The organism is Bradyrhizobium sp. CAR08 (genome assembly GCF_052871955.1).
Window position 1 is genome coordinate 1 of record NZ_JBIXJX010000034.1, and the last position, 19,694, is coordinate 19,694.

The window sequence follows — 19,694 nt, forward strand, 5'->3', positions numbered from 1 at the left end:
ATCGCGAGGTGCGCGAGAAGCGCGGGCTCGCCTATTCGGTGTTCGAATCGCTGCTTTGGATGGAGCATTCGGCGGTTTTCATCGGCAATACCGGCACCCGCGCCGACCGTGCCGGCGACACCATCGACGCCATCGACAAGGAAGTGCGCCGGATCGCCGAGGAAGGCCCGACGCAGAAGGAGCTCGACGAGGCCAAGTCCTACCTCAAGGGCTCGCAGATGCTGGCGCTCGACACCTCCTCGAAGCTTGCGCAGGCTTTGCTGCAATATCAGCAGGACAAGCTGCCGATCGACTACATCGAGAAGCGCAACGCCGTCGTCGATGCGGTGACCCTGGACGACGCCAAAGCGGCCGCCAAGCGCCTGTGGAGCCAGGGCTTGCTCACTGTCATCATCGGCCGCTCTCCACCGGCAGCAGCCGAGTCGACGACCGCCCCACCGGCCTCGAAGCCGGGGGCCCCCAATTAACTTTTCAATGAGTTCGGGCGGCGGAGCCGCGAAAGCGGACAGTGAAACTCCTGTGCTCAGTATCAAGTGTCACCTATGTCTCGGGCCGCTCAGAACAAGCGGCGGCCCCAGACCAAAAGTTCCGTTTAAGGGCGAGGTGGTCCGGCGCTGCGAGAAGCCCACATCATTCTCCATCTGGGCCCTAGCGTCGCCGGAGTCGGTTTGCTCGCGAAGAGCATGTCACTTCCCGCGGAGACTGCTGGAGTGAGAGATTAGGCGTTTGTGAGTGACGGCGAATTGGATCTGATGAAGCTTTTGTTGCCCGGCAAGCCGCGCGATGGAAAGGCCTTCCGTGGCGAGAGCTCGAACCCCTATTGAAGGCGGGCGTTTGGTTAGCACCTTTCGAACCTCTGGCAGCTCGCCCGCTGCATTCCAGTTGCGCAAGTCTTAACACCAATCGCCGCGACTGCGGCGCAACATTCAGTCGAGAGCCTCGAAGCTCGCGCGGCGTCGGGTTGTAGACGTAGAAGTCGTGATGCAACGTTCGTAATGCGAAGCCTTGAACCCTATCGAAAGTGCGCGTCAGCGCCAAACTTGGAGTGAATCGTGGTCAAGAAAGGTGTATCGTTGAAGTCGCGGATTGAAAGGCCAACGGCCTCGATTCCAGATGATGATCCCTATCTATGGTTGGAACAGATCGAAGGCGAGCGTGCGCTCGAATTCGTCGAACGGCAGAACCGGCTGACGCTGGACAAATTCGGTGGACCTGCTTTCGAACCCGATCGTGACACGCTCGCGGCGATCTACGACCGGCCGGACAACATCCCCTATGTCAGCCGGTGCGGCGGCCTGCTCTCCAATCTCTGGAAGGATGCCGGCAATCCGCGCGGGCTGTGGCGGCGGACCACGATGGACGAGTTTCGCAAAGGCGAGCCTGCCCGGGAAACCCTGCTCGACATCGACGAGCTCACCCGCCGGGAGGACGCAGACTGGCTCCTGAACTGGTCGAGCTCGCGGCCGGGCGCGGCGCAGGTGATCCTGGGCCTGGCGCGCGGCGGCAGCGACACCGTGAGCTTGCGCGAGTTCGACCGCAACACCAAAAGCTTTATGCCCAACGGGTTGGTAGTGGGGGAAGCCAAGGGCGGCGCAGCCTGGGTCAAGCCGATACCGTGCTGTTGTCCAGCGCCTTTGGCGAGGGCATGGTGACAAGTTCGGGCTATGCGCGGACGGTGCGGCCGTGGCGACGCGGCGAGCCGATCGAATGCGCACGCGTGGTGTTCGAAACGACGCCCCATCGCATGAGCGCCTATTGCCACGTCGACTTCACCGCTGAGACCCCACGGGTCTGGTTCATCGACCGGCTGGACTTCTTCAACTTCGACGTCTGGCTCGGCACCGAAGATGGGGCAACCGTCAAGCTCGATCTTCCCTCCGACATCTGGCTGCAGATTCGCCGCGACTGGTTCGTGATCAAGCTGCGCTCGGCCTGGACGATCGGCGGCGTGACGCACGCGCCGGACACCGTGCTTGGCATCTCGCTATCGGCCTTCCTCGCCGGCGACCGCAATTTGCGGTGGTGCTCGCACCAGACCCGCGCCGCGCTTTGCAGGGTTTCTTCTAGGCCCGACGGCAAGCTCCTTCTCTCCCTTCTCGACGAGTTGCGGCCAATGTTCGAGATCTGCACGCCGTCAGCGGCGGCCTGGAGTCGCGAGACGCTGAGCGAACTTCCCGGGATCGGCGTCATCGAGGTCAGGCGCTTCGATTCCCATGAGTCCGAGAGCAATGGCGACCCGCTCGCCAATGCCCAGGATCCGCTGACGCCCCCGTCCCTGATGCTGCTCGAGCGAGGCATCGCGAGCCCGACGGTGCTGAGGCCGGCGCCGAAGACATTCACGTCCGAGGGGCTCCTGGTCACTCAGCACGGAGCGATCTCGATCGATGGCGCGCGCATTCCTTATGTGCAGACCGGTCCCACTGGGGAGACAGGTGATGCGCCGGTCTACATGACCGCCTATGGCGGCTTCGGGCTCTCGGTGAAGCCCTTGCTACAATTCGTCGCTCGGCAAGCCGTGGCTGGAGCGCGGCGGCACAACGGTGCAGGCCAATTTGCGCGGCGGCGGCGAATTCGGCACGCGCTGGCACGATGCTGGCCGGCTCGCCGGCAAAAAACTGTCACACGATGATTTTGCCGCCGTGGCCGCCGATCTTGTTCGCCGCGGCGTAACCAAGCCGAAGCGCATCGGGGCGCAAGGCGGATCGAACGGCGGCATCCTCATCACCAACATGCTGAGACGATACCCGGAACGCGTCGGCGCGCTGTTCTGCACCATCCCACTGATCGACATGCGCCGCTACAGCAAGCTGCTCGCTGGCGCGAGCTGGATCGCGGAATATGGCGACCCCGATAAGCCTGCGCAGTCGGGAGTGGCTGAAGACTTATTCCGCCTATCACAACGCAAAGCGCGGCCAGCCCTATCCGCCAATCCTGATCGCGACCACGCGGCGCGACGATCGCGTCCGTCCCGGGCACGCGCGCAAGATGGCGGCAAAGCTCCAGGTCATGGGCTATGAAGCTTATTTCTACGAGCCGGCGGCGGCGGACACGGGTATGGCGAGGACAACAAGGAGCGCGCCGGCTTCGATGTGCTTGGCTTTGAATTTCTGAAGAGCAAGATTGGCTGGCAGAACGGGGAGGCGTCAGCGAGCTAACGCAATTTCTCAATGACGTGCGATATCGACCAGGGGGCAAACTGACCGACGTCCTCAACTCCCGCACGACCGATTCGAGATCCTGCGCGCTTAAACCAACGCATGGTGGAGTTCCGTTTCTCTTCACCAACTCTATGGCCTCACCTTGCCTCACGGATGACTGTTGCCGCTGTGCGCGTCGTATCGTTCGCGGCCCGCTCTAAGGATTGAGGTTCACGACGCTGCCCGAGGCGGTTGCGTCCATCTAAGCGTAGACCTGTCGGCTCGGCGTGCGCCTGATTACGGGGCCGGCAACAGCTCTGCAATCTGCACCGCGTTGAGCGCAGCGCCCTTGAGCAGCTGGTCCGCCGCCACGAACATCGAGATCGAATGCCCGGAGGGGTCACTGAGGTCCTTGCGGATGCGGCCGACCAGGACGTCGTCCTGGCCCGAGGCGTCGATCGGCATCGGGAAGTAGTTCTTGGCACGGTCGTCAACGACCTTGACGCCGGGCGCTCGCGCCATGATGGCACGGACCTGATCCTCGCTGATCGGCTTCTCGCATTCGAAGGTGATGGCCTCGCAATGAGCCCGCAGCACCGGCACGCGCACGCAGGTGACGCCGATCGCGATCTTGTCGTCCTCGAAGATCTTGCGGGTTTCGTTGATGACCTTGGTCTCTTCGTCGTTGTAGCCGGTGTCAGGGGCAATCGCGGTGTTGTGGTTGAAGAGGTTGAAGGCGTAGGGATGCGGCATCACCTTCGGCGTATAAACCTGCCCGTTGAGGTTGGCGCGGGTGGACTCGACCAGCTCGTCCATCGCGGCAGCGCCGGCGCCGGAGGCCGCCTGGTAGGTCGAGATGATCACGCGCTTGATGCGGTTGCTCTGATGGATCGGCCACAGTGGCACCAGCGCCGTGATGGCGGCGCAGTTCGGGTTGGCGATGATGCCCTTGTGGTCGCGGATGCGGTTCGCATTGATCTCCGGGATGACTAGCGGCACGTTCGGGTCCATGCGGAAGGCGGAGGAGTTGTCGACGACGACGGCACCCGCCTTGACCGCGATCGGCGCGTACTTCTTGGAGATGCTGCCGCCGGCGGAGAACAGGGCGATGTCGACGCCTTCGAAGGCGCGTTCGGTCAGCTCCTCGATGACGACGTCTTGCCCGCGGAACGACACCGTCTTGCCCGCCGAGCGGGCGCTGGCCAGTGCCTTGAGCTTGCCGACGCGAAAGCCGCGCTTGTCCATGGTGGCGATGAATTCGGCGCCCACCGCACCGGTGACGCCGACAATCGCGACGACGGGATCGTTACTCACTTTGTCCTCCATTGATTTGAGAATTCAGACAACAAAAAAGCCCCGGGCCAACGAGGGCGGGGCTTCGGTAGAGTGGATTGCGTTCTAGTCGACGACTACACGCGCACGCCTCCCTGGGCCCCGAAGGCCGTGGTGGTTTTAGTCGTGCGTTTGGTGATCGTGAACATGACGGCGACTTATGCGGTATCGTTGTCGCAACAATTGATGCTAAAGAGCCACGGATCAATGGTTTGAAGCATTCGAGAACGGACATTCTCAAGTCGCCTTCAGTACTATCTGAACCCCACCTCCATTTCAGGAACAAGAAGTTCTGTTTCGGTCTATCGTAGCCCAATAGTGCACTGGATCAGCATATGCAGTTGCGCAACCGTAAGAAGACGGGCAGATCGAATACCACGCCTGCTTGCATTGAAGAAGGGGACCGTTAGTACTGCAAGGCGAACATAACTGCGTGAGTAATGCGCGATGTGAATAACCGATTGAAGTCTCGAGCTACAAAATCGAGCATGTAAAACGGCCAGCGGCATCCCTTGAATACAAGCAGTAACGCGACACACCCAGCAAAGACGGGCCGTAGAGCGTCGCATCGCTTGTTGTGGGCTAGGCGTTCCTTGTGACTTGCGTTCGCAATCGCCTAAATGATCCTAGACGTTCTGCTGGTCGCGAGCGCTTCGAATGCGCTTACTTATCCTCGATTGTGCATCTTCGATTAACATCTCTCTTCATGTCTCCTCCTGGGGCTGTACTTTGGGTCCAGGAGACGCTTCCTGCGAAATCGAACAAGACCCGCTGCAAACCTTCTCACCCCTGTAGTTGGCCAAGCTTTGCAACAACTGCGGCATATGATACTTTTTCGCACCTTCCCTCATTTCGTTCGGCATTGCTTTCGGATCGTCTAGCAATGTCATTGCCCGCTCGATCAGCTCGATCGCGCGTTGCTCGTCACCACTCTCGTAATAGTACTGAGCGACCATCCTATAAGAAGAAACGGTGAGGCCGTCGCTGGCGTGCACAGAATTGAGGATATGTTCCGACACATCGCCGCCGAGCGCAAAGCGTTCCGCACGCGGAAGGTGGGCCCTATCGTTCTCCGGATCAAAGATTTGCGTCATCACGGCAATCAGCCAACGCACAGCCTCTGACTGTTTATCAATCGCATCTCGAACCAGTTGGCGTAAGACCTGGAACCCGGTCGCCGTGTCGTGCATTTTGTGAAGCAACAGATCCGCATGAATCTCCCGCAAGTGGAGATTGTCCGGCATCGCGGCAATGCCTTCTTCGATCGCTGAGAGCGCTGTCTGCCAATCCTTTGCTTCCATCGCCGGTCGAACTGTCCGAAGGATTGAGAGTTCGCGAGCTATGCGTTCGTTTTTTGCAATTCGTTTCGCATCAGCGGCTTTAGCTTGATAGCTGCCGCGCCAAGTGCCATTGATAATTTTCGGCAAGACGTCGTCCAGTTGGATCGGATGACCGATAAAGGCAATGTGGCCGTCACGGTCGACGACGAACGATGTCGGAACCCCAAGAGAAGAGCTGGCATCCATCCAAAGCTTGTTCATTTCGCCTGTACTGTCGAACCCGATTCGATAGTTCAGATTTGAGAACTTTTCAGTCAACCATGCGTCCAACTTGGTGCGAGCCTCATCCGCCGTTGGTGCTTGTTCCGTAGCTGCGACTCCGACGATCTCAAGACCTTCGTCTTTGTATTTTGCTTGCAGCTCTATGAGATGGGGCATCGCCCCCACACATGGGCCGCACCAACTTGCCCAAAATTCGACGATGTGCACTTTCCCTGGCCGGAAGTTCGTGAGGGGCTCGCCACGCAGCCAGTTCTCGACTTTGAGCGAAGGAGCCGGGGACGCCATGCACAGCACCATGATTGTCTCCAAAGTTAGTTGTTGCGCGACCTTGTCGCTGCATTGAGTTAGCAATCATCGTGCCAGGCTCTCCGCGCGCACTAAGCACATGAAAAATCGTTGAAAACATCATACGCCCAATAGGGTCCCCGGTATGTAACCTGACATGCTTTGTGTCAGCGTCACGGGCGCGCATCGCGTTCTTCGTCCCACCAAAACATTGTCATGCGAATGTGCATCCGTGAGCCGCGCCGTCGGCTCGCTTGCGGCTGCATTGGAGGAATACGCGCCACACAGCAGTATTCGCCTTGATGCTGTCGCCGCACTGCATGGCATCGCTACAGTAGAAGACGCACAAAAGAGCCTGTTCGTAAGGGTATTAGGTATGCACCGCTTGCGAAGCGGTTTGCGGCCGGTATCATTCGCAATGAAATTTGGCGACATCCCGGGACGTGGCTCAATGGTGCGAGGCCGCGTCGGCCGCCATCCCCTGCGGAGAAATTGCGTCTGGTATCAGGGGCTCGCGTCAATCGTGTAATCACTGCGGCGCGGCAATCAGGATTGAACTGCGTATTGCCTCTTGGAGGAATGTTCCCGAATTCGCGGATGGCGCCGGCTTTCTGCGGCACGGAGATCGGCCAGCCGCGGAGCGTCCGGATCGCCGGGCGGTCGTTCCTTTAACATCAGCATAGTGATCGCTCCTCGCGCGACATCTGAGCGCCGCCAGGCCGGCAAAGGCCTCGAGCGCAACGCCAAAGACGATCCACCACCGTGGATCAGCCCTCTGAAATGACCGCTAGAGCGTTAGCCGATCAGGTTGCAAGTACCCTGCGGCCTCGAAGTAGTTTGTGGATTCTGCGGGCGTGTAGGTGTCGACGATGCGACCAATAGCTTCCCAGAGACCATTGACCGTACTTCGGCGGCCTTTCGCAAATTTGCTTTGAGCTTGGCGAATGCGTTCTCGATCGGGTTGAGGTCGGGGCTGTAGGGCGGAAGATAGAGGAGCGTTGCGCCGGCGGCTTCGATCATCTGGCGTATGCGCGGCCCTTTATGGCTGGAGAGGTTGTCCATGATGACAATCGCGTCTTGCGGAAGTTCGGGGATGAGCACCTTTTCCACACGTAAGTCTCGAAGGCATCACGGTTGATAGGCTGTCACGCAATTCCTCGATGGTGATGTCAGGGGTTGCCTTGAGCAAGGCCATAATCCTCGTCTGATGGGCATCGATCCGATGGGACTTGCGATCGCCGCCCTGAGCCCTTGGCTGGGCATCCCCTTGCTCCCGCTGGCGTATCCGCCACCGGCTGACGCTCGCCGCGCTTACTCCAAACCGCTCGGCAGCATGCCGGCCGGAGACGCCGCCCGCAAGGGTGCCAAGCACTCGTTCACGAAGGTCCATCGACAGCGGCTTCGCCATGCCCGCCAGCGTCCCGTCCCGGCGGGTAGCTTGAATCACCGAAAACGCTGATTTGTGAATCCCCAACGATTCAGTCAGGTGGGCTAACGCTCTAGCAGAGTGGCCGCGTGATCCCCAAAACGTAGACCGAGAAGTGCATCACGAGGGTTTGTCAAAGCCAGTCCCACGCGATGCCGCTGCAGTGACTCTCTTTGCGGCAGACTCGTAGAGCTGGCGAGAGAGGGTCTTGAGGCGCTTTCTCAGACGGGGCGGTTTTCGCTTCTGTTCTTTACCGGTTCCATTTTAGTCAGCCCGTCCTCGTATGAGATCTCCTTGTATGATCCGCCGATGTCCTTGGCCGCGTCGAGCAAGTAATCGAGCCTACCGGCCGTACCGAGCTTCTTGATGTCATTCTTATCGACGCCGGCGAGGTCCATCATTTCTTTCCACACAGTGGATTCGTCGCAAGGCAGAATGCGGAAGGTGATGTCACCTATCTTGGTGCGGTACTTCGCGAGCAGATCAATGTTGTTGCAGAACATGAAATAGCTGCCGTTGGGGCTCAGCCCGCCATCCAGCACCTTCGCGGCCTCGGGTAGATACGCGAAGGAATGCAGATATCCGGCAAGCACTGGGATGGTCGGTTCACCTTCCTGCGCGATTGCAAGAACTTGTTCGATGGAATAGTCCGGCGGTCGCTTTTCGTCGGCAAGCTGGGCTTGGAACTTCAGCGCGATGTCGCCTCGAAATCCAAATCGCCCCGACTTCGTTGTTTCGCTCTTAAGCACCGCATTCAGCAACCGCCCCTCCTTGTCCAGCGGGCCAAGAGCGGTGTTGTCGATCGAGGTCATGGAAGGCTCCTCATCAAGTGTGGTGTGCACGCGTCGCCCAATGCGACGTGTCCGCGACCTTCATGCAAGTTGTTTGCCGTCCCCCTGTGTCTGCCGCGACGTAGAGCGTAAGCGGCGTTTGGGCGCGATGTGCATGGTTACGTGCTGGCAGCATCACGAGGTCTCGGCTGGATCACGTCGCGATGCTGGAAACCCGCCTGTCGCGAATCCGACAAGTCGCAAATCGAATGCTGGGTCCCGCAGAACAAGCTGATCCCAGCTGCATTTCGACTGGCATGGGATTTGCGATTTGTGCCTTGCGACAGAAGCGAGAGCGAGCCAGAGATGATCCACCTGACGGATAGCGCCATCAAGGCACTGAAGGCCGCAATCTCCTCGACTGCGCAGCCGACTAGCGGTTTGCGGATCATGATCGAAAGCGGCGGCTGCCAGGGATTCACATATAAAATGGGTCTTGCTCATGAGCCGAGCTCCGATGAGACAGTGTTCGAGCAAGGCGGGATAAAAGTGTTCGTCGACAACGCAAGCCGGGAGCATCTCAACGGCACCACAATCGATTTCGTGGTGTCCCTCGAAGGATCAGGGTTCCGCTTCGATAACCCAAATGCCAAATCGAGCTGTTCCTGCGGCAAATCATTCAGCTGAGTCGCCTTGGGACCATTGGCAATGGAAGGAGCATCGAACATGGGCCTGAAGGCTGAACGGACGAAGCAGTGTTCGACTATCGAGCCTGCCGATCGCGAGCGGATTGTCCGCGCCGTGCTCGATGAGAGTCGGCCAAGCCTCAGGCGTGATGGGGGAGATTGTGAGCTCGTCGCAATAGACGGCAATAAGATCATGGTCAGGCTCGCTGGCGCTTGCATGGTATGCAAGCTTGCGGGCACGACGCTCGCGACCATTCAGGCGCGCCTGATCGAGCGGCTCGGCGAGTTTGTCCGCCTGATCCCGCTCCCCGGAGCTGCGAAAGTGAGGCATTAAGTGCAGAGCGAACTCTCCGTGCGGCCGATTTACCTCGACAATAACGCCACGACCCCTGCACATCCCTTGGTGGTTGCCGCGATGCTGCCGTTCTTCTCTGGGCAATTCGGCAATGCGTCCTCCGGGCATGCATTTGGCATTGAGGTTGCGCCCGCATTGACGCAGGCGCGCCGAAATGTGCAGGCTCTCATTGGCGCGGCATTCGATCACGAGATCGTTTTCACCTCCGGCGCGACGGAATCTGACAACACTGCGATCCTGTCCGCGCTCGCCGTGCAGGAAGGACGCGACGAGATCGTCACAACGGCCGTTGAGCATTCGGCCGTGCTGTCTGTTGCCCAGGAGCTGGGCCGACGAGGAATCAAGATCCACGTCATTCCGGTCGATGCAAGCGGTCGATTGGACATCGAGAGTTATGGCAACGCCTTGTCGGAGCGTACGTCAATCGCCTCGATCATGTGGGCCAATAATGAGACCGGTACGATCTTTCCGGTGAAGTCCCTCGCCAAGATGGCGCGCTCAGTCGGCGCGCTCTTTCACACCGATGCAGTCCAGGCCGTCGGGCGCATTCCAATTGACCTGAAGACGACGGATATCGATATGCTGTCGCTCTCCGGCCACAAGCTGCATGGTCCGAAGGGCATTGGCGCGCTGTACGTGCGCAATGACATTAAGTTCCGGCCGCTGATCTTCGGCGGCGCGCAAGAGCGGCGTCGCCGCGCTGGCACCGAAAACGTCCCAGGCATTGTTGGGCTCGGCAAGGCGGCGGAACTCGCGGCGGCACACCTCATACAAGATCAGATCCAGATTTGCGCGCTTCGCGACCGGCTGGAACGTGGCATTCTCGCGCTCGGCGGTTGCATCGTGCTTGGTGATATCAAAAACCGCCTGCCAAATACCTCTAACATGGCCTTCGAGCGTCTCGAAGCGGAGGCCATCGTCCACCACCTGAATCGTGACGGAATTGCCACCTCACTCGGTTCAGCCTGCGCGTGCGGCTCGATGGAGCCGTCTCATGTCCTGCGCGCGATGAGAGTACCACCGACCTTTTTGCGCGGTGCGGTGCGCTTCTCGCTCTCGCGAGAGACGGCGCCGGATGAGATCGGTCGTGTGCTGCAAGTCCTGGCGCACATTATTTCCAAACAGAGAGCCTTGTGGCGCGCGTGTCAGGAGCGTGCGGGCGAGAGTTCGCAACCTGCAGAGCCCCTATGAAGGTTATGATTCGTCGTTCGCCCGAGACAGGCCTTTCGATTTATGTACCCAAGAAAGATCTTGAGGAACCGATCGTCGATTGGGAGCACGAGACGCTGTGGGGTGGTTGGATTAAAATCGCAAACGGCTGGGTGCTCGACCTACCGGAGATGGCGAGCGACACCACCCTACCAATCACCATAAACGCCAAGAAGCGCGGCGGCGAAGCAACCGAAAAATGAACGCTCCGTGTCTACGGACGTCGTCAAACTGGGATGTCCAGGGAAGTCTTGGCGGGCGCGGTGCGCGCGTACCGGTCAACGCGACAGCCCATGCAGCCTTGTTCGGAACCAAGATCGTGCTGCCGCGCGGGCCAAAGGCAGTATCTTGGCCGGGGCGCAGCATCGAGGCATCCGGCCAGCGCAATGGCGTTAATGGGGAGGCCTTCGCGACCTCCCCCTTTTCGGCGACCGCCAGGCCGCTCGTTGCATTCCGCGCGTCTTAACAGCGTCGGGCCAATGGCTGGACTCGATAAGGTTCAGCTTTGATGCTTGAGTCGCGCGCCGGCCCAGATCGCAGGCTCAGAAGTATCAACCTTCGTGATGATCGCTGACCCTGGCAAGCGGGCGTTTCTCTTCACCTGGTTGACAATGCCCTTCCGGAACATCACGCCGGGGGTCCGCGTGATCTTCCATGGCATAGGTCAGTCACAGGACTGCTTTCTCTGCTTCTAGGCTCGCCTTATCAACCTGTCCTTCAAAGCGCCCGGAACGTCTTTTGCGGATTGTGCTTTGCCTAGGCGTCACATTCTGACGGAAGATCAACTTTCAAACGACGCCACCCGCTTGCCGCTTGCCGAAGCCATAGCTGAGCAGCCTGCCGGGCCTCAAAACAATGGTGTCAGCGCTGTTGTGATCGCAATCCCTGTCAGCTTTCCAACATGAATTGGTAAAGCTAACAATCGACCAGCGCTTAGCTAAGTGCTTGAAAGCGAACTGTTAAATTCATTCTGCAGGAATGGCACGCCAGTTGCTCTTGGCTTCCCAGAAAGACTCTGGGGATGCTTGCCGAAAGGGTTCGGCTTGCGAAGAGAATTGGAACGATGAGTACTTCAGCGCAACACCAGGTATCCTGCGGCGGCGAGATCAGCGAGACCTTGCAAGTCATGGCGACGCACAAGGGCTGCGGTACGATCGGTGGCAGCGGTAAGGCAAACTGCGGATCTCAGGCTGGCATCGCCAATCTGCCAATTGAGATCTGGGAAAAGGTGAAGAACCATCCGTGTTACAGCGAGGAGGCGCACCACCATTATGCCCGCATGCATGTCGCCGTCGCACCCGCCTGCAATATCCAATGCAATTACTGCAATCGTAAGTACGATTGCGCCAACGAATCGCGTCCTGGCATTGTCAGTGAAAAGTTGACGCCGATGCAGGCCGCCAAGAAGGTGCTGGCGGTCGCTTCCGCGATCCCTCAGATGAGCGTGGTCGGCGTTGCCGGTCCTGGCGATCCGCTCGCGAACCCGGACAAGACATTCAGGACATTCGAGCTCGTCAATAGACTCGCGCCAGATCTCAAGCTGTGCCTCTCGACGAACGGCCTTGCGCTACCCGATCATGTCGACACAATCGCGAGACTCAATGTCGACCACGTGACGATCACGATCAACATGATCGATCCCGAAATTGGTGCAAAGATCCATCCGTGGATCTTTTACGGCCACAAGCGCTGCACCGGCATTGAAGCTGCAAGAATACTCAGCAATCGACAGCTCCAAGGGCTGGAGATGCTCACCGCGCGCGGCGTCCTGTGCAAGGTCAACTCGGTGATGATCCCCGGGATTAACGATCAGCATCTGGTCGAGGTTAACAAAGCCGTGAAGTCGCGCGGCGCCTTCCTGCATAACGTGATGCCGCTGATATCGTCGCCGGAGCATGGGACCGTCTTCGGCCTCAGGGGGCAACGCGGCCCGACTGCACAGGAAGTGACAGCATTGCAGGATAGCTGCGAAAGCGAGATGAACATGATGCGTCACTGTCGCCAGTGCCGGGCCGACGCCGTCGGACTGCTCGGGGAGGACCGTGGCGCGGAGTTCACCATGGAAAAAATCATGGCGATGGACATCAAATACGACGAGCAGGCCCGGAAGGAGTATCAGGCTAAGGTTGAGAAGGCGCGCACCGCGAACCTTGTGGCCAAGCAGGAGGCGCTTGCGCGGCTCGCCAGCGCGTCCAGCAAAATCAAGGTGCTGGTGGCGGTTGCAACCAAGGGCTCGGGATTGATCAACCAGCACTTCGGTCATGCCAAGGAGTTCCAGGTCTACGAGCTCTCGACTTCAGGCGCGAAATACGTTGGCCATCGAGCAATCCATTCCTATTGCCAAGGTGGTCATGGCGAGGACAGCAAGCTCGAAATCGCCATCGGCGCCATCAAGGATTGCCACGCCATATTCGTGTCAAAGATCGGCGGCTGCCCGAAGGCCGAATTGATCAAGGCCGGCATAGAACCGGTCGGTCGGTACGCCTACGAGTTCATCGATGGCTCGCTCACCGCCTGGTTCAAACTCTATCTCGATAAAGTCAATGAGGGGAAGATCAATCACGTTGAAAGGGTCGATGCGGCGGCCTGCTCCAACGCGCTGACTTCCGCCGCCTGAGGATGGGTTCAAATAATGCCGTTCAAGATCATCGCGTCGCAATGCACGGGCTGTTCGGCGTGCGAAACGCAATGCCCGAACCTCGCTATTTCCGAGCGAGCCGGCGTTTTCCTGATTGATCCTGAGAAATGCACCGAGTGCGCCGGCTACTTTGACGAGCCACAATGCGTGGCGGTTTGCCCCGTTGACAATACATGCGTGCTCGACGCGGCGCTGCCGCGTCACCAGGAGCCTGCTTAAGGGCCACGATGGATGTCATGACGACACTAGGGGTTCAGAAACTCGGGCGGTTGATGCTCCGCATTGACGGCCGGCGGCCGCGGCCGTTGCCTTCTCGAACCGGATGGAAGGCTCGCCCTGGTCGCCAAGCTATTCGCCAGCTACCAAGTCATACGCGGGCGTCGGCGGGACAGCGTCCTGTCCGCCCGGAGCCCGCTCTCCTGAGCGTCTCGGTTCGAATTCGCTGGAGGCGTCTTCCGCGACACCGATCCAGTCCCCTGCAGCCATCCTTGAACCGGCGACATTCATGCTCAAGTCGTTGTTCAGTCCGCCATTCGAGAGAAACGAGGGCGTCCTCACCGACTCCTGCGTTGGTCGTGCGGTGTCGAGCTGACCTAGCATCATCTCAGGGGCGGCAGGGTGATCCTATCGACGTGCCGAAAATCTACCTGCGCCAAGCCAACGCGTTCGCACCCGATCACGTGATGCGGAGAAGCTTTTTCCTGCCGAGTGGCGCTCTCGGCGCCAGCAAGCCCGGGTTTGGCCGCTATGGCCCTGGCGTGCGCCGTCCTGTTCTCGTTCAACGCTCTTGCGGCTGCTTGCGTCTCGCGCAACTCGAGAACCGATGCAGCTGTCCAGAGACTGGTGGGGCTCGCCTCGACAAGATCGGCGCCGAGGTGTTTTTATGGGATGCTTGTGCCCAGGACGGGACCGTGAATGGTGACGTCCACAATGCCCTCACTTGCCGGGGTAATCAGGCCGACTCCGCCGGCTGTGCGCATGGCGCTGAAACACGCGGCTCGCGGCCGGCTCAACCATGCCTCCGTCGATGACGGATCCGCGTGCCGCATCGAGCGCTTGTTCAACATCAACCATGGGCTCACGGATAATTATCTCGAGCATCTTGATTTCAAGTTGCGTGCGTCGATGCTGCTGCAGCGGAGTCTCGAAAGGTTCATGCAATCCGTGATCGCAAGTCGCGCCGCCGTGCGGGGATCGACGCGGTTGATCGGGGATAATGATAAGGGGGTCCGTGAGGCAGGGCGTTGGCGAGACGTTGTATCGAACTGTGGAACGGGGACGACAGCATGAGCAACATCGCCCGCGATAGTGAGATCGTCGAGCTGACGGACACCCCCTTGTTTGATTATGGCGACAAGGTGCGGGCCAACCGCACCATCCGCAACGACGGCACCTACCTGGGCAAGGAGATCGGTGAGGTTCTGGTCAAGAAAGGTGAGCTTGGCTATGTCGTCTCGATCGGCACGTTCCTACAACAATTTTATATCTATGGGGTCGAATTCCTCGGCTCCGGCTATCGCGTCGGCATGAAAGGCAAGGAGCTCGATCTAGTCAGGCGAAGCCACGAAGGCGAGGGGCCTTCCTTGCCAGGAGCGGCATCCCGATGATCGAACCAAGACTGCCAAGATACCACTCAGGCCAACGTGTCAAGGCGGCGATAGATCTGCTCAACGACGGTTCCTTTCCGGACGCGTCGCCGGAAGAGTGTCTGGTCAGCGTCGGGCACGTTGGTGAGATCGTCCAGATCGGTCGCCATACGGAAGCGAACCTATTCATTTATATGGTCGACTTCGGCAAGCAGTTGGTGGTTGGCGGCATCGAGGCAGAAATCTCTGCATTCTAGGGGGTTGCGGAATGAACGCGGCAATCATCAGAAGACATCATTCCGGCTTGCCTGCGCATCCCAACGAGCTCGATCGATGGCGAATCGTGCGCGCACTCACGAAGCGCGAGCGCTACCGATATGTCTCGCCAGAGGTGACTGCGGTTCCTGGCGGCTATCTGGTCGAGAGCTCGTGTTGCTCAGGCAATATCAATGCGGAGGGCGGCCTCGTCGAGGTCGCCCTGCTGCGCCACGACAGGACTGGGGCGGCATGGCAGCTGTTCCGCAAAGATCACCGTAAGGGCGTCTGGGAGTGGCATTCGACCCATCAACGGCTTGGCTTGGCGACAACGGTTCTGAATACCGATCCTGAACGTTTATTCTGGCGATGAGGATTTGTGGATGGTGCGCCAAGGCGAATTGACGATGATCGAGCAGACGCTCGCCGCTATTGACATAGGCTCTGAGCCCTGCCTGACGCTCCGGCAGAAATTTCCACATCTTGCCTGGATTTGTTGCGACGCCTCCGACATGACGCACACCCCGTTCCGCCGGTTTGGCCAATTCGACCTGCATTTACTCGACTGCGGAGATCAATGTGCACAGATCACGAATGATCCGCGGCGCGCCAGCGGCATTGTGCTGGCCAAGCGCTCTGCCATGTCATGATCAAGCAATCGCCTGCCGGTGCCAGCTCACAGGGCGCTAAGCCCGCGGGTTGTTTGCCATGCCGTCGTGCTAGGCCTGGCGAAATATCACGATCAGATCGCTCGCTCGCTCGCTCGTTCATCGGGTCCATGGCACGGGGCAGGCGATGGTCTCGCATCTTGTTCGCTGAGGATGGAATTGCCTGGCGATCTCTACGTGGCCTCTTCGATCAAGGATACTGCGGCGGTCAAATGAGGAAGAGCAAGCCGTGCTCGATCAGCTGACGAAGTAAACCTCAGCCGTCGCAGGATTCGCATTTGTGAGTACTCGACCTAGGTCCGCAGAAGCCCAGAAAGTATGAGAGGACGTTTATTCTTCGCGCGGTAACGCCGTACACGCGCGGTGAAGGCCGGTTCATGATGCGCGGGAGCACCACGATTGTCCTGGCCGATCCAGCGCTACTCCATCAATACTGGCGCCTGAATATTGCTCTACGAAACTTCTTGGTGAGTGAAGTTGATGTATTTAAGCAAGAAGCGCTTTCGAGTTGTTTTTTGAAGGACCGAATCGAGCATCCCTGTCTCGATAGCTTGCTTCCATGTTGAAGCGCCTGACGTGCGTCGGGAATCGGGTTTGTCACGCGGATAAAGATACAGAAGGACAGAGAACAAATTCGCGTGTAGTTCATGTTCTTATCTGGAAGATAAAAAGCCCGATTGAATAGTTGCCGATGGTCATTGATATGGTAATGGGAAGCAGTTGCGTCGTTTTTCAAAAACAAGGCGCTGCAGATAAATGCGCAAAGCGAAATCGGAGAACGTCACGTGGCGAAAAGCACCAAGCGCAAAGAATATAGTAAGGATGAGGTCAAGCTGCTCAAGGCGCACTCAAGGGCGCGCACCCCTGTAGCTAGGGTTTCAAAGCTTATGAAGCGATCCGAAGGCTCCCTAAGGCAGAAAGCGTCTACCTTGGGGATTGGCTTGGGTCACCAGCGCTGAGATGGGATTCAGCTTCGGAAATCGACCGGCGTGATGATCGAAACCGTCAGGCGGCGTGCGATTGCTGGCCAGTTGGTCGTCTCAGGCTCGGCGCCGACGGTTAGGTCGCGCGGCGAACGAGCTGACCGGCTTCTCCGTCGATCCGGTTACTTGACCTAAACCCAACCGATTGTCGTGTTCAATCAGCGACTCAAGCGAATCGCTCGTCGCAACGTGCTGCTTAGGCGCTGAATATAGATTTGCCGGGCCCGGAAAATACGGTGTGCGAGCGCGTCGACCGACGGCAGGCACACGTCGTTCGCGCTAAGCCATCTGCCGCTGCGTCCACCCTTCTCAAGGCGCGGCGACTGAAACCTAGAATGCCCCAAGAGGGAGAGATTGGTACCCTGTTTCTGACCTCGTGGGCGCTGGATCGGGCCCTTGAAGTTGCATGCCGGTAAGCCGCAGACAAAAGAGAACCGCGGTCCCGGCCTACGACGAAGTATAAGGAACTCCGGCGGGAGATGTGCGTCCGGCAGGCGCAGAAGCGTACAAGCGTTTGTATGTTCATGGTCAGCCGCGCCGGCATCCGCTTGTGTTCGGGATGATGTGAGGTCAGCAAAGCGGCCGTGAACGCTGTTCATCGTCGTGATCGAGACCGTGGATATCGCCGCCGCGACTGCCGCGCGGATATTCGCGGCGGCGGCGTCAGAGTTCATGACCGGTAAAGAGAACTGAATTGCGGGTCGCACTCGCTAGCAGTGTTTGCGGCAGCATCGTCTCACCTGAAATCATCAAGAACGATGGCGCGTGACCTCCCGCGGCCGCAAACGCTCGTCCAACTGCACGATCGATATGTTGCCTCAGGCAATTTTAAGCGTGTCGCCGCCGATTTCGCGGTTGCAAGGGCAGAGCTCATCAGTCTGTATCGCATCCAGAACGCGTAACGTGTCTGTGGGGCTGCGGCCGACATTGAGGCTAGTCGCATAGACATGCTGGATCGTGTTCTCAGGATCGACGATGAAGGTATAGCGATGTGCGATGCCATCACGCGAGCGCACTCCAAGGCCATCGACCAGTGTGCCCTTGGTGTCGGCAAACTGCCAGATGGATAGACGGTGCAGGTCCTTATGGTCACGCCGCCAAGCGAGCTTGCAAAACTCGTTATCGGTCGACCCACCAAGCACGATTGCGTCGCGATCGGCGAAATCCTTCGTCAGGCGGGCAAACTCGGCGATTTCGGTCGGGCAGACGAATGTGAAATCCTTCGGGTAAAAGAAGATGACTTTCCATTTGCCGGGGAAACTTCTCTCAGTCAGCGTCTCGAAAGCGCTTTGCCCGTCCTCCTCCTGCAGGTGAAAGCCGGGCTTCACGCCTATGATGTCGAACGGCGGCAACTTACTTCCAATTCCAAGCATATTGTCCTCACAACATCGGGTTACACGGAACAGCGTTCCGCGACTGACTGAGCAAGCAATATGCCACCCGATCTGGCGGCAAGTGCCCGCCATGCCCATCGTGGAACATTCGCCTTTGATGGTGGCGATGTCCTCGAGCCCGATCTGCAACATGTCGTCTCCTCAATCGTCTCGGGCGGAAGGCGCGGGATTTCCCGTTTGTGCTCCTTGGCCGGCGCTCGTAGTGGAATCGGAGCGCAGAGGCTTTGTCGGGTTTCTGTCATAGCCCTTGCGGCTGTCCGGTCCGCCACAGCACGCCGGCGTCCGAGGCCACGCTGTTAGTTGAGGGTAATCAAAGGCTTAACGCAGGTGCGAATGAAATGGCACGCCAGTTGCTAACTGGATGGAGCAACAACGAGCGAGGGCTGAGGGCACGCCGACGCTGATGGCGAGCGATGGCCTCCTTCCCGAAACTCGTGTGCCCATGGTTTCTACGAGAGAAACAGGCTCGCGCATTCGGCGCGAAAAATTGGTAATCGGTTGATGGAGAGCAACATGTCTTCGCTGAGACAAATCGCGTTTTATGGCAAGGGTGGCATCGGCAAATCGACGACGTCGCAAAATACGTTGGCAGCCCTTGCTGAGCTGGGCCAAAGGATTCTGATCGTCGGCTGCGATCCCAAAGCGGACTCGACTCGCCTCATCCTGCACGCCAAAGCGCAAGACACCATTCTGAGCCTGGCGGCGAATGCCGGCAGCGTCGAGGACCTCGAAATCGAGGACGTCATCAAGCTCGGCTACAGGGACATTCGATGCGTCGAGTCCGGTGGTCCGGAGCCGGGGGTCGGCTGCGCTGGACGCGGCGTGATCACGTCCATCAACTTTCTGGAAGAGAATGGCGCTTATGAGGACATCGACTACGTCTCTTACGACGTGCTCGGCGACGTCGTCTGCGGCGGCTTCGCGATGCCTATCCGTGAGAATAAGGCACAGGAAATCTACATCGTCATGTCCGGCGAGATGATGGCGATGTATGCCGCCAACAATATCTCCAAGGGTATTCTGAAGTATGCGAATTCCGGCGGCGTGCGTCTCGGCGGCCTCATCTGCAACGAGCGGCAGACCGACAAGGAGCTGGAGCTTGCCGATGCTCTTGCCAAGAAGCTCGGCAGCCGGCTGATCTATTTCGTGCCGCGCGACAATGTCGTGCAGCACGCGGAGCTGCGCCGAATGACGGTGCTGGAATACGCGCCGGACTCCAAGCAGGCGGATCACTATCGCAATCTCGCGACCAAGATCCACAATAATGCCGGACAAGGCGCTATCCCCACCCCAATCAGCATGGACGAGCTCGAAGATATGCTCATGGAACACGGCATCATCAAGCCCGTCGACGAGAGCCAGGTCGGCAAGACCGCTGCCGAGCTTGCCGCTATTTCGGCATAGTTCA

At 58.9% G+C, this 19,694-nt stretch carries 17 protein-coding genes and 2 pseudogenes; 13 read left to right on the forward strand and 6 right to left on the reverse strand.

Annotation, left to right across the window (positions count from 1 at the left end; translation table 11 throughout):
• Both ACIPUD_RS37840 and ACIPUD_RS37845 read left to right on the forward strand, forming a co-directional pair.
• Nucleotides 1-467, forward strand: a 467-nt coding sequence (locus ACIPUD_RS37840) for a M16 family metallopeptidase (protein WP_446482750.1), incomplete at its 5' end; no start/stop codon positions are given.
• Nucleotides 468-1,073: 606 nt separating this feature from the next.
• Nucleotides 1,074-3,155 (forward strand): annotated as a pseudogene (locus tag ACIPUD_RS37845) (prolyl oligopeptidase family serine peptidase).
• A gap of 279 nt (nucleotides 3,156-3,434) precedes the next feature.
• On the opposite strand, the gene ACIPUD_RS37850 reads toward ACIPUD_RS37845, so the two are convergent.
• From ACIPUD_RS37850 to ACIPUD_RS37865, 4 genes and pseudogenes are all read right to left on the reverse strand, one after another.
• Entirely contained in the window at nucleotides 3,435-4,463 is a 1,029-nt protein-coding gene (locus ACIPUD_RS37850) for an aspartate-semialdehyde dehydrogenase (protein ID WP_446482751.1), read from the reverse strand.
• Nucleotides 4,464-5,173: 710 nt separating this feature from the next.
• Nucleotides 5,174-6,328, reverse strand: coding sequence for a redoxin family protein (locus ACIPUD_RS37855; protein WP_446482752.1), 1,155 nt, complete (start codon nucleotides 6,326-6,328; stop codon nucleotides 5,174-5,176).
• A gap of 775 nt (nucleotides 6,329-7,103) precedes the next feature.
• Nucleotides 7,104-7,458, reverse strand: a pseudogene (locus tag ACIPUD_RS37860) (transposase); the annotation flags it as partial.
• A 505-nt stretch (nucleotides 7,459-7,963) separates the two neighbouring features.
• A complete protein-coding gene (locus tag ACIPUD_RS37865) occupies nucleotides 7,964-8,554 on the reverse strand; it encodes a hypothetical protein (RefSeq protein ID WP_377791392.1) in 591 nt (196 codons plus the stop codon).
• A gap of 324 nt (nucleotides 8,555-8,878) precedes the next feature.
• Between ACIPUD_RS37865 and ACIPUD_RS37870 the strand changes: the two genes are divergently transcribed.
• The 6 genes from ACIPUD_RS37870 (at nucleotide 8,879) to ACIPUD_RS37895 (ending at nucleotide 13,619) form a co-directional block, all read left to right on the forward strand.
• On the forward strand, nucleotides 8,879-9,199 hold the full coding sequence (locus tag ACIPUD_RS37870; RefSeq protein WP_446482753.1) for an iron-sulfur cluster assembly accessory protein: 321 nt from the start codon (nucleotides 8,879-8,881) through the stop codon (nucleotides 9,197-9,199).
• A 39-nt stretch (nucleotides 9,200-9,238) separates the two neighbouring features.
• A complete protein-coding gene (locus ACIPUD_RS37875) occupies nucleotides 9,239-9,532 on the forward strand; it encodes a NifU family protein (RefSeq protein WP_446482754.1) in 294 nt (97 codons plus the stop codon).
• A gap of 18 nt (nucleotides 9,533-9,550) precedes the next feature.
• Complete coding sequence (gene nifS, locus ACIPUD_RS37880) at nucleotides 9,551-10,744, forward strand: cysteine desulfurase NifS (protein WP_446482769.1); 1,194 nt, start codon at nucleotides 9,551-9,553, stop codon at nucleotides 10,742-10,744.
• Nucleotides 10,741-10,965 (forward strand): putative nitrogen fixation protein NifT, encoded by a 225-nt coding sequence (gene nifT / locus ACIPUD_RS37885; protein WP_377791389.1) that lies wholly within the window; start codon nucleotides 10,741-10,743, stop codon nucleotides 10,963-10,965. Before nifS ends, nifT begins: the two co-directional genes overlap by 4 nt.
• An 860-nt stretch (nucleotides 10,966-11,825) precedes the next feature.
• Nucleotides 11,826-13,379 (forward strand): nitrogenase cofactor biosynthesis protein NifB, encoded by a 1,554-nt coding sequence (nifB, locus tag ACIPUD_RS37890; RefSeq protein ID WP_446482755.1) that lies wholly within the window; start codon nucleotides 11,826-11,828, stop codon nucleotides 13,377-13,379.
• A 15-nt stretch (nucleotides 13,380-13,394) separates the two neighbouring features.
• Nucleotides 13,395-13,619: a 4Fe-4S binding protein gene (locus ACIPUD_RS37895; protein ID WP_007600032.1), complete on the forward strand. Its 225-nt coding sequence runs from the start codon at nucleotides 13,395-13,397 to the stop codon at nucleotides 13,617-13,619.
• A gap of 717 nt (nucleotides 13,620-14,336) precedes the next feature.
• On the opposite strand, the gene ACIPUD_RS37900 is transcribed toward ACIPUD_RS37895, so the two are convergent.
• Nucleotides 14,337-14,561 (reverse strand): hypothetical protein, encoded by a 225-nt coding sequence (locus ACIPUD_RS37900; RefSeq protein ID WP_446482756.1) that lies wholly within the window; start codon nucleotides 14,559-14,561, stop codon nucleotides 14,337-14,339.
• A 125-nt stretch (nucleotides 14,562-14,686) separates the two neighbouring features.
• On the opposite strand from ACIPUD_RS37900, the gene ACIPUD_RS37905 reads away from it, so the two are divergent.
• Genes ACIPUD_RS37905 through ACIPUD_RS37920 form a run of 4 tightly spaced genes read left to right on the forward strand, consistent with a single transcriptional unit; the run spans nucleotide 14,687 to nucleotide 15,891 of the window.
• Nucleotides 14,687-15,007: a nitrogen fixation protein NifZ gene (locus ACIPUD_RS37905; RefSeq protein WP_446482757.1), complete on the forward strand. Its 321-nt coding sequence runs from the start codon at nucleotides 14,687-14,689 to the stop codon at nucleotides 15,005-15,007.
• The gene (locus ACIPUD_RS37910) at nucleotides 15,004-15,243 is read left to right on the forward strand and encodes a nitrogen fixation protein NifZ (protein ID WP_446482758.1); all 240 of its coding nucleotides are present in this window, start codon (nucleotides 15,004-15,006) and stop codon (nucleotides 15,241-15,243) included. Before ACIPUD_RS37905 ends, ACIPUD_RS37910 begins: the two co-directional genes overlap by 4 nt.
• 11 nt (nucleotides 15,244-15,254) lie before the next feature.
• Nucleotides 15,255-15,614 carry a DUF3024 domain-containing protein gene (locus ACIPUD_RS37915; RefSeq protein ID WP_446482759.1) on the forward strand — a complete coding sequence of 120 codons (360 nt, stop codon included), beginning with the start codon at nucleotides 15,255-15,257 and terminating at the stop codon, nucleotides 15,612-15,614.
• Between the two features lie 10 nt (nucleotides 15,615-15,624).
• Nucleotides 15,625-15,891, forward strand: a complete 267-nt coding sequence (locus tag ACIPUD_RS37920) for a hypothetical protein (RefSeq protein WP_085383482.1) — start codon at nucleotides 15,625-15,627, stop codon at nucleotides 15,889-15,891.
• A gap of 1,819 nt (nucleotides 15,892-17,710) precedes the next feature.
• On the opposite strand, the gene ACIPUD_RS37925 is transcribed toward ACIPUD_RS37920, so the two are convergent.
• Complete coding sequence (locus tag ACIPUD_RS37925) at nucleotides 17,711-18,265, reverse strand: peroxiredoxin (RefSeq protein WP_377791595.1); 555 nt, start codon at nucleotides 18,263-18,265, stop codon at nucleotides 17,711-17,713.
• 534 nt (nucleotides 18,266-18,799) lie between these two features.
• Here ACIPUD_RS37925 and nifH point away from each other — a divergent pair.
• The gene (nifH, locus tag ACIPUD_RS37930) at nucleotides 18,800-19,690 is read left to right on the forward strand and encodes a nitrogenase iron protein (RefSeq protein ID WP_007600043.1); all 891 of its coding nucleotides are present in this window, start codon (nucleotides 18,800-18,802) and stop codon (nucleotides 19,688-19,690) included.
• The last annotated feature ends 4 nt before the right edge of the window (nucleotides 19,691-19,694 follow it).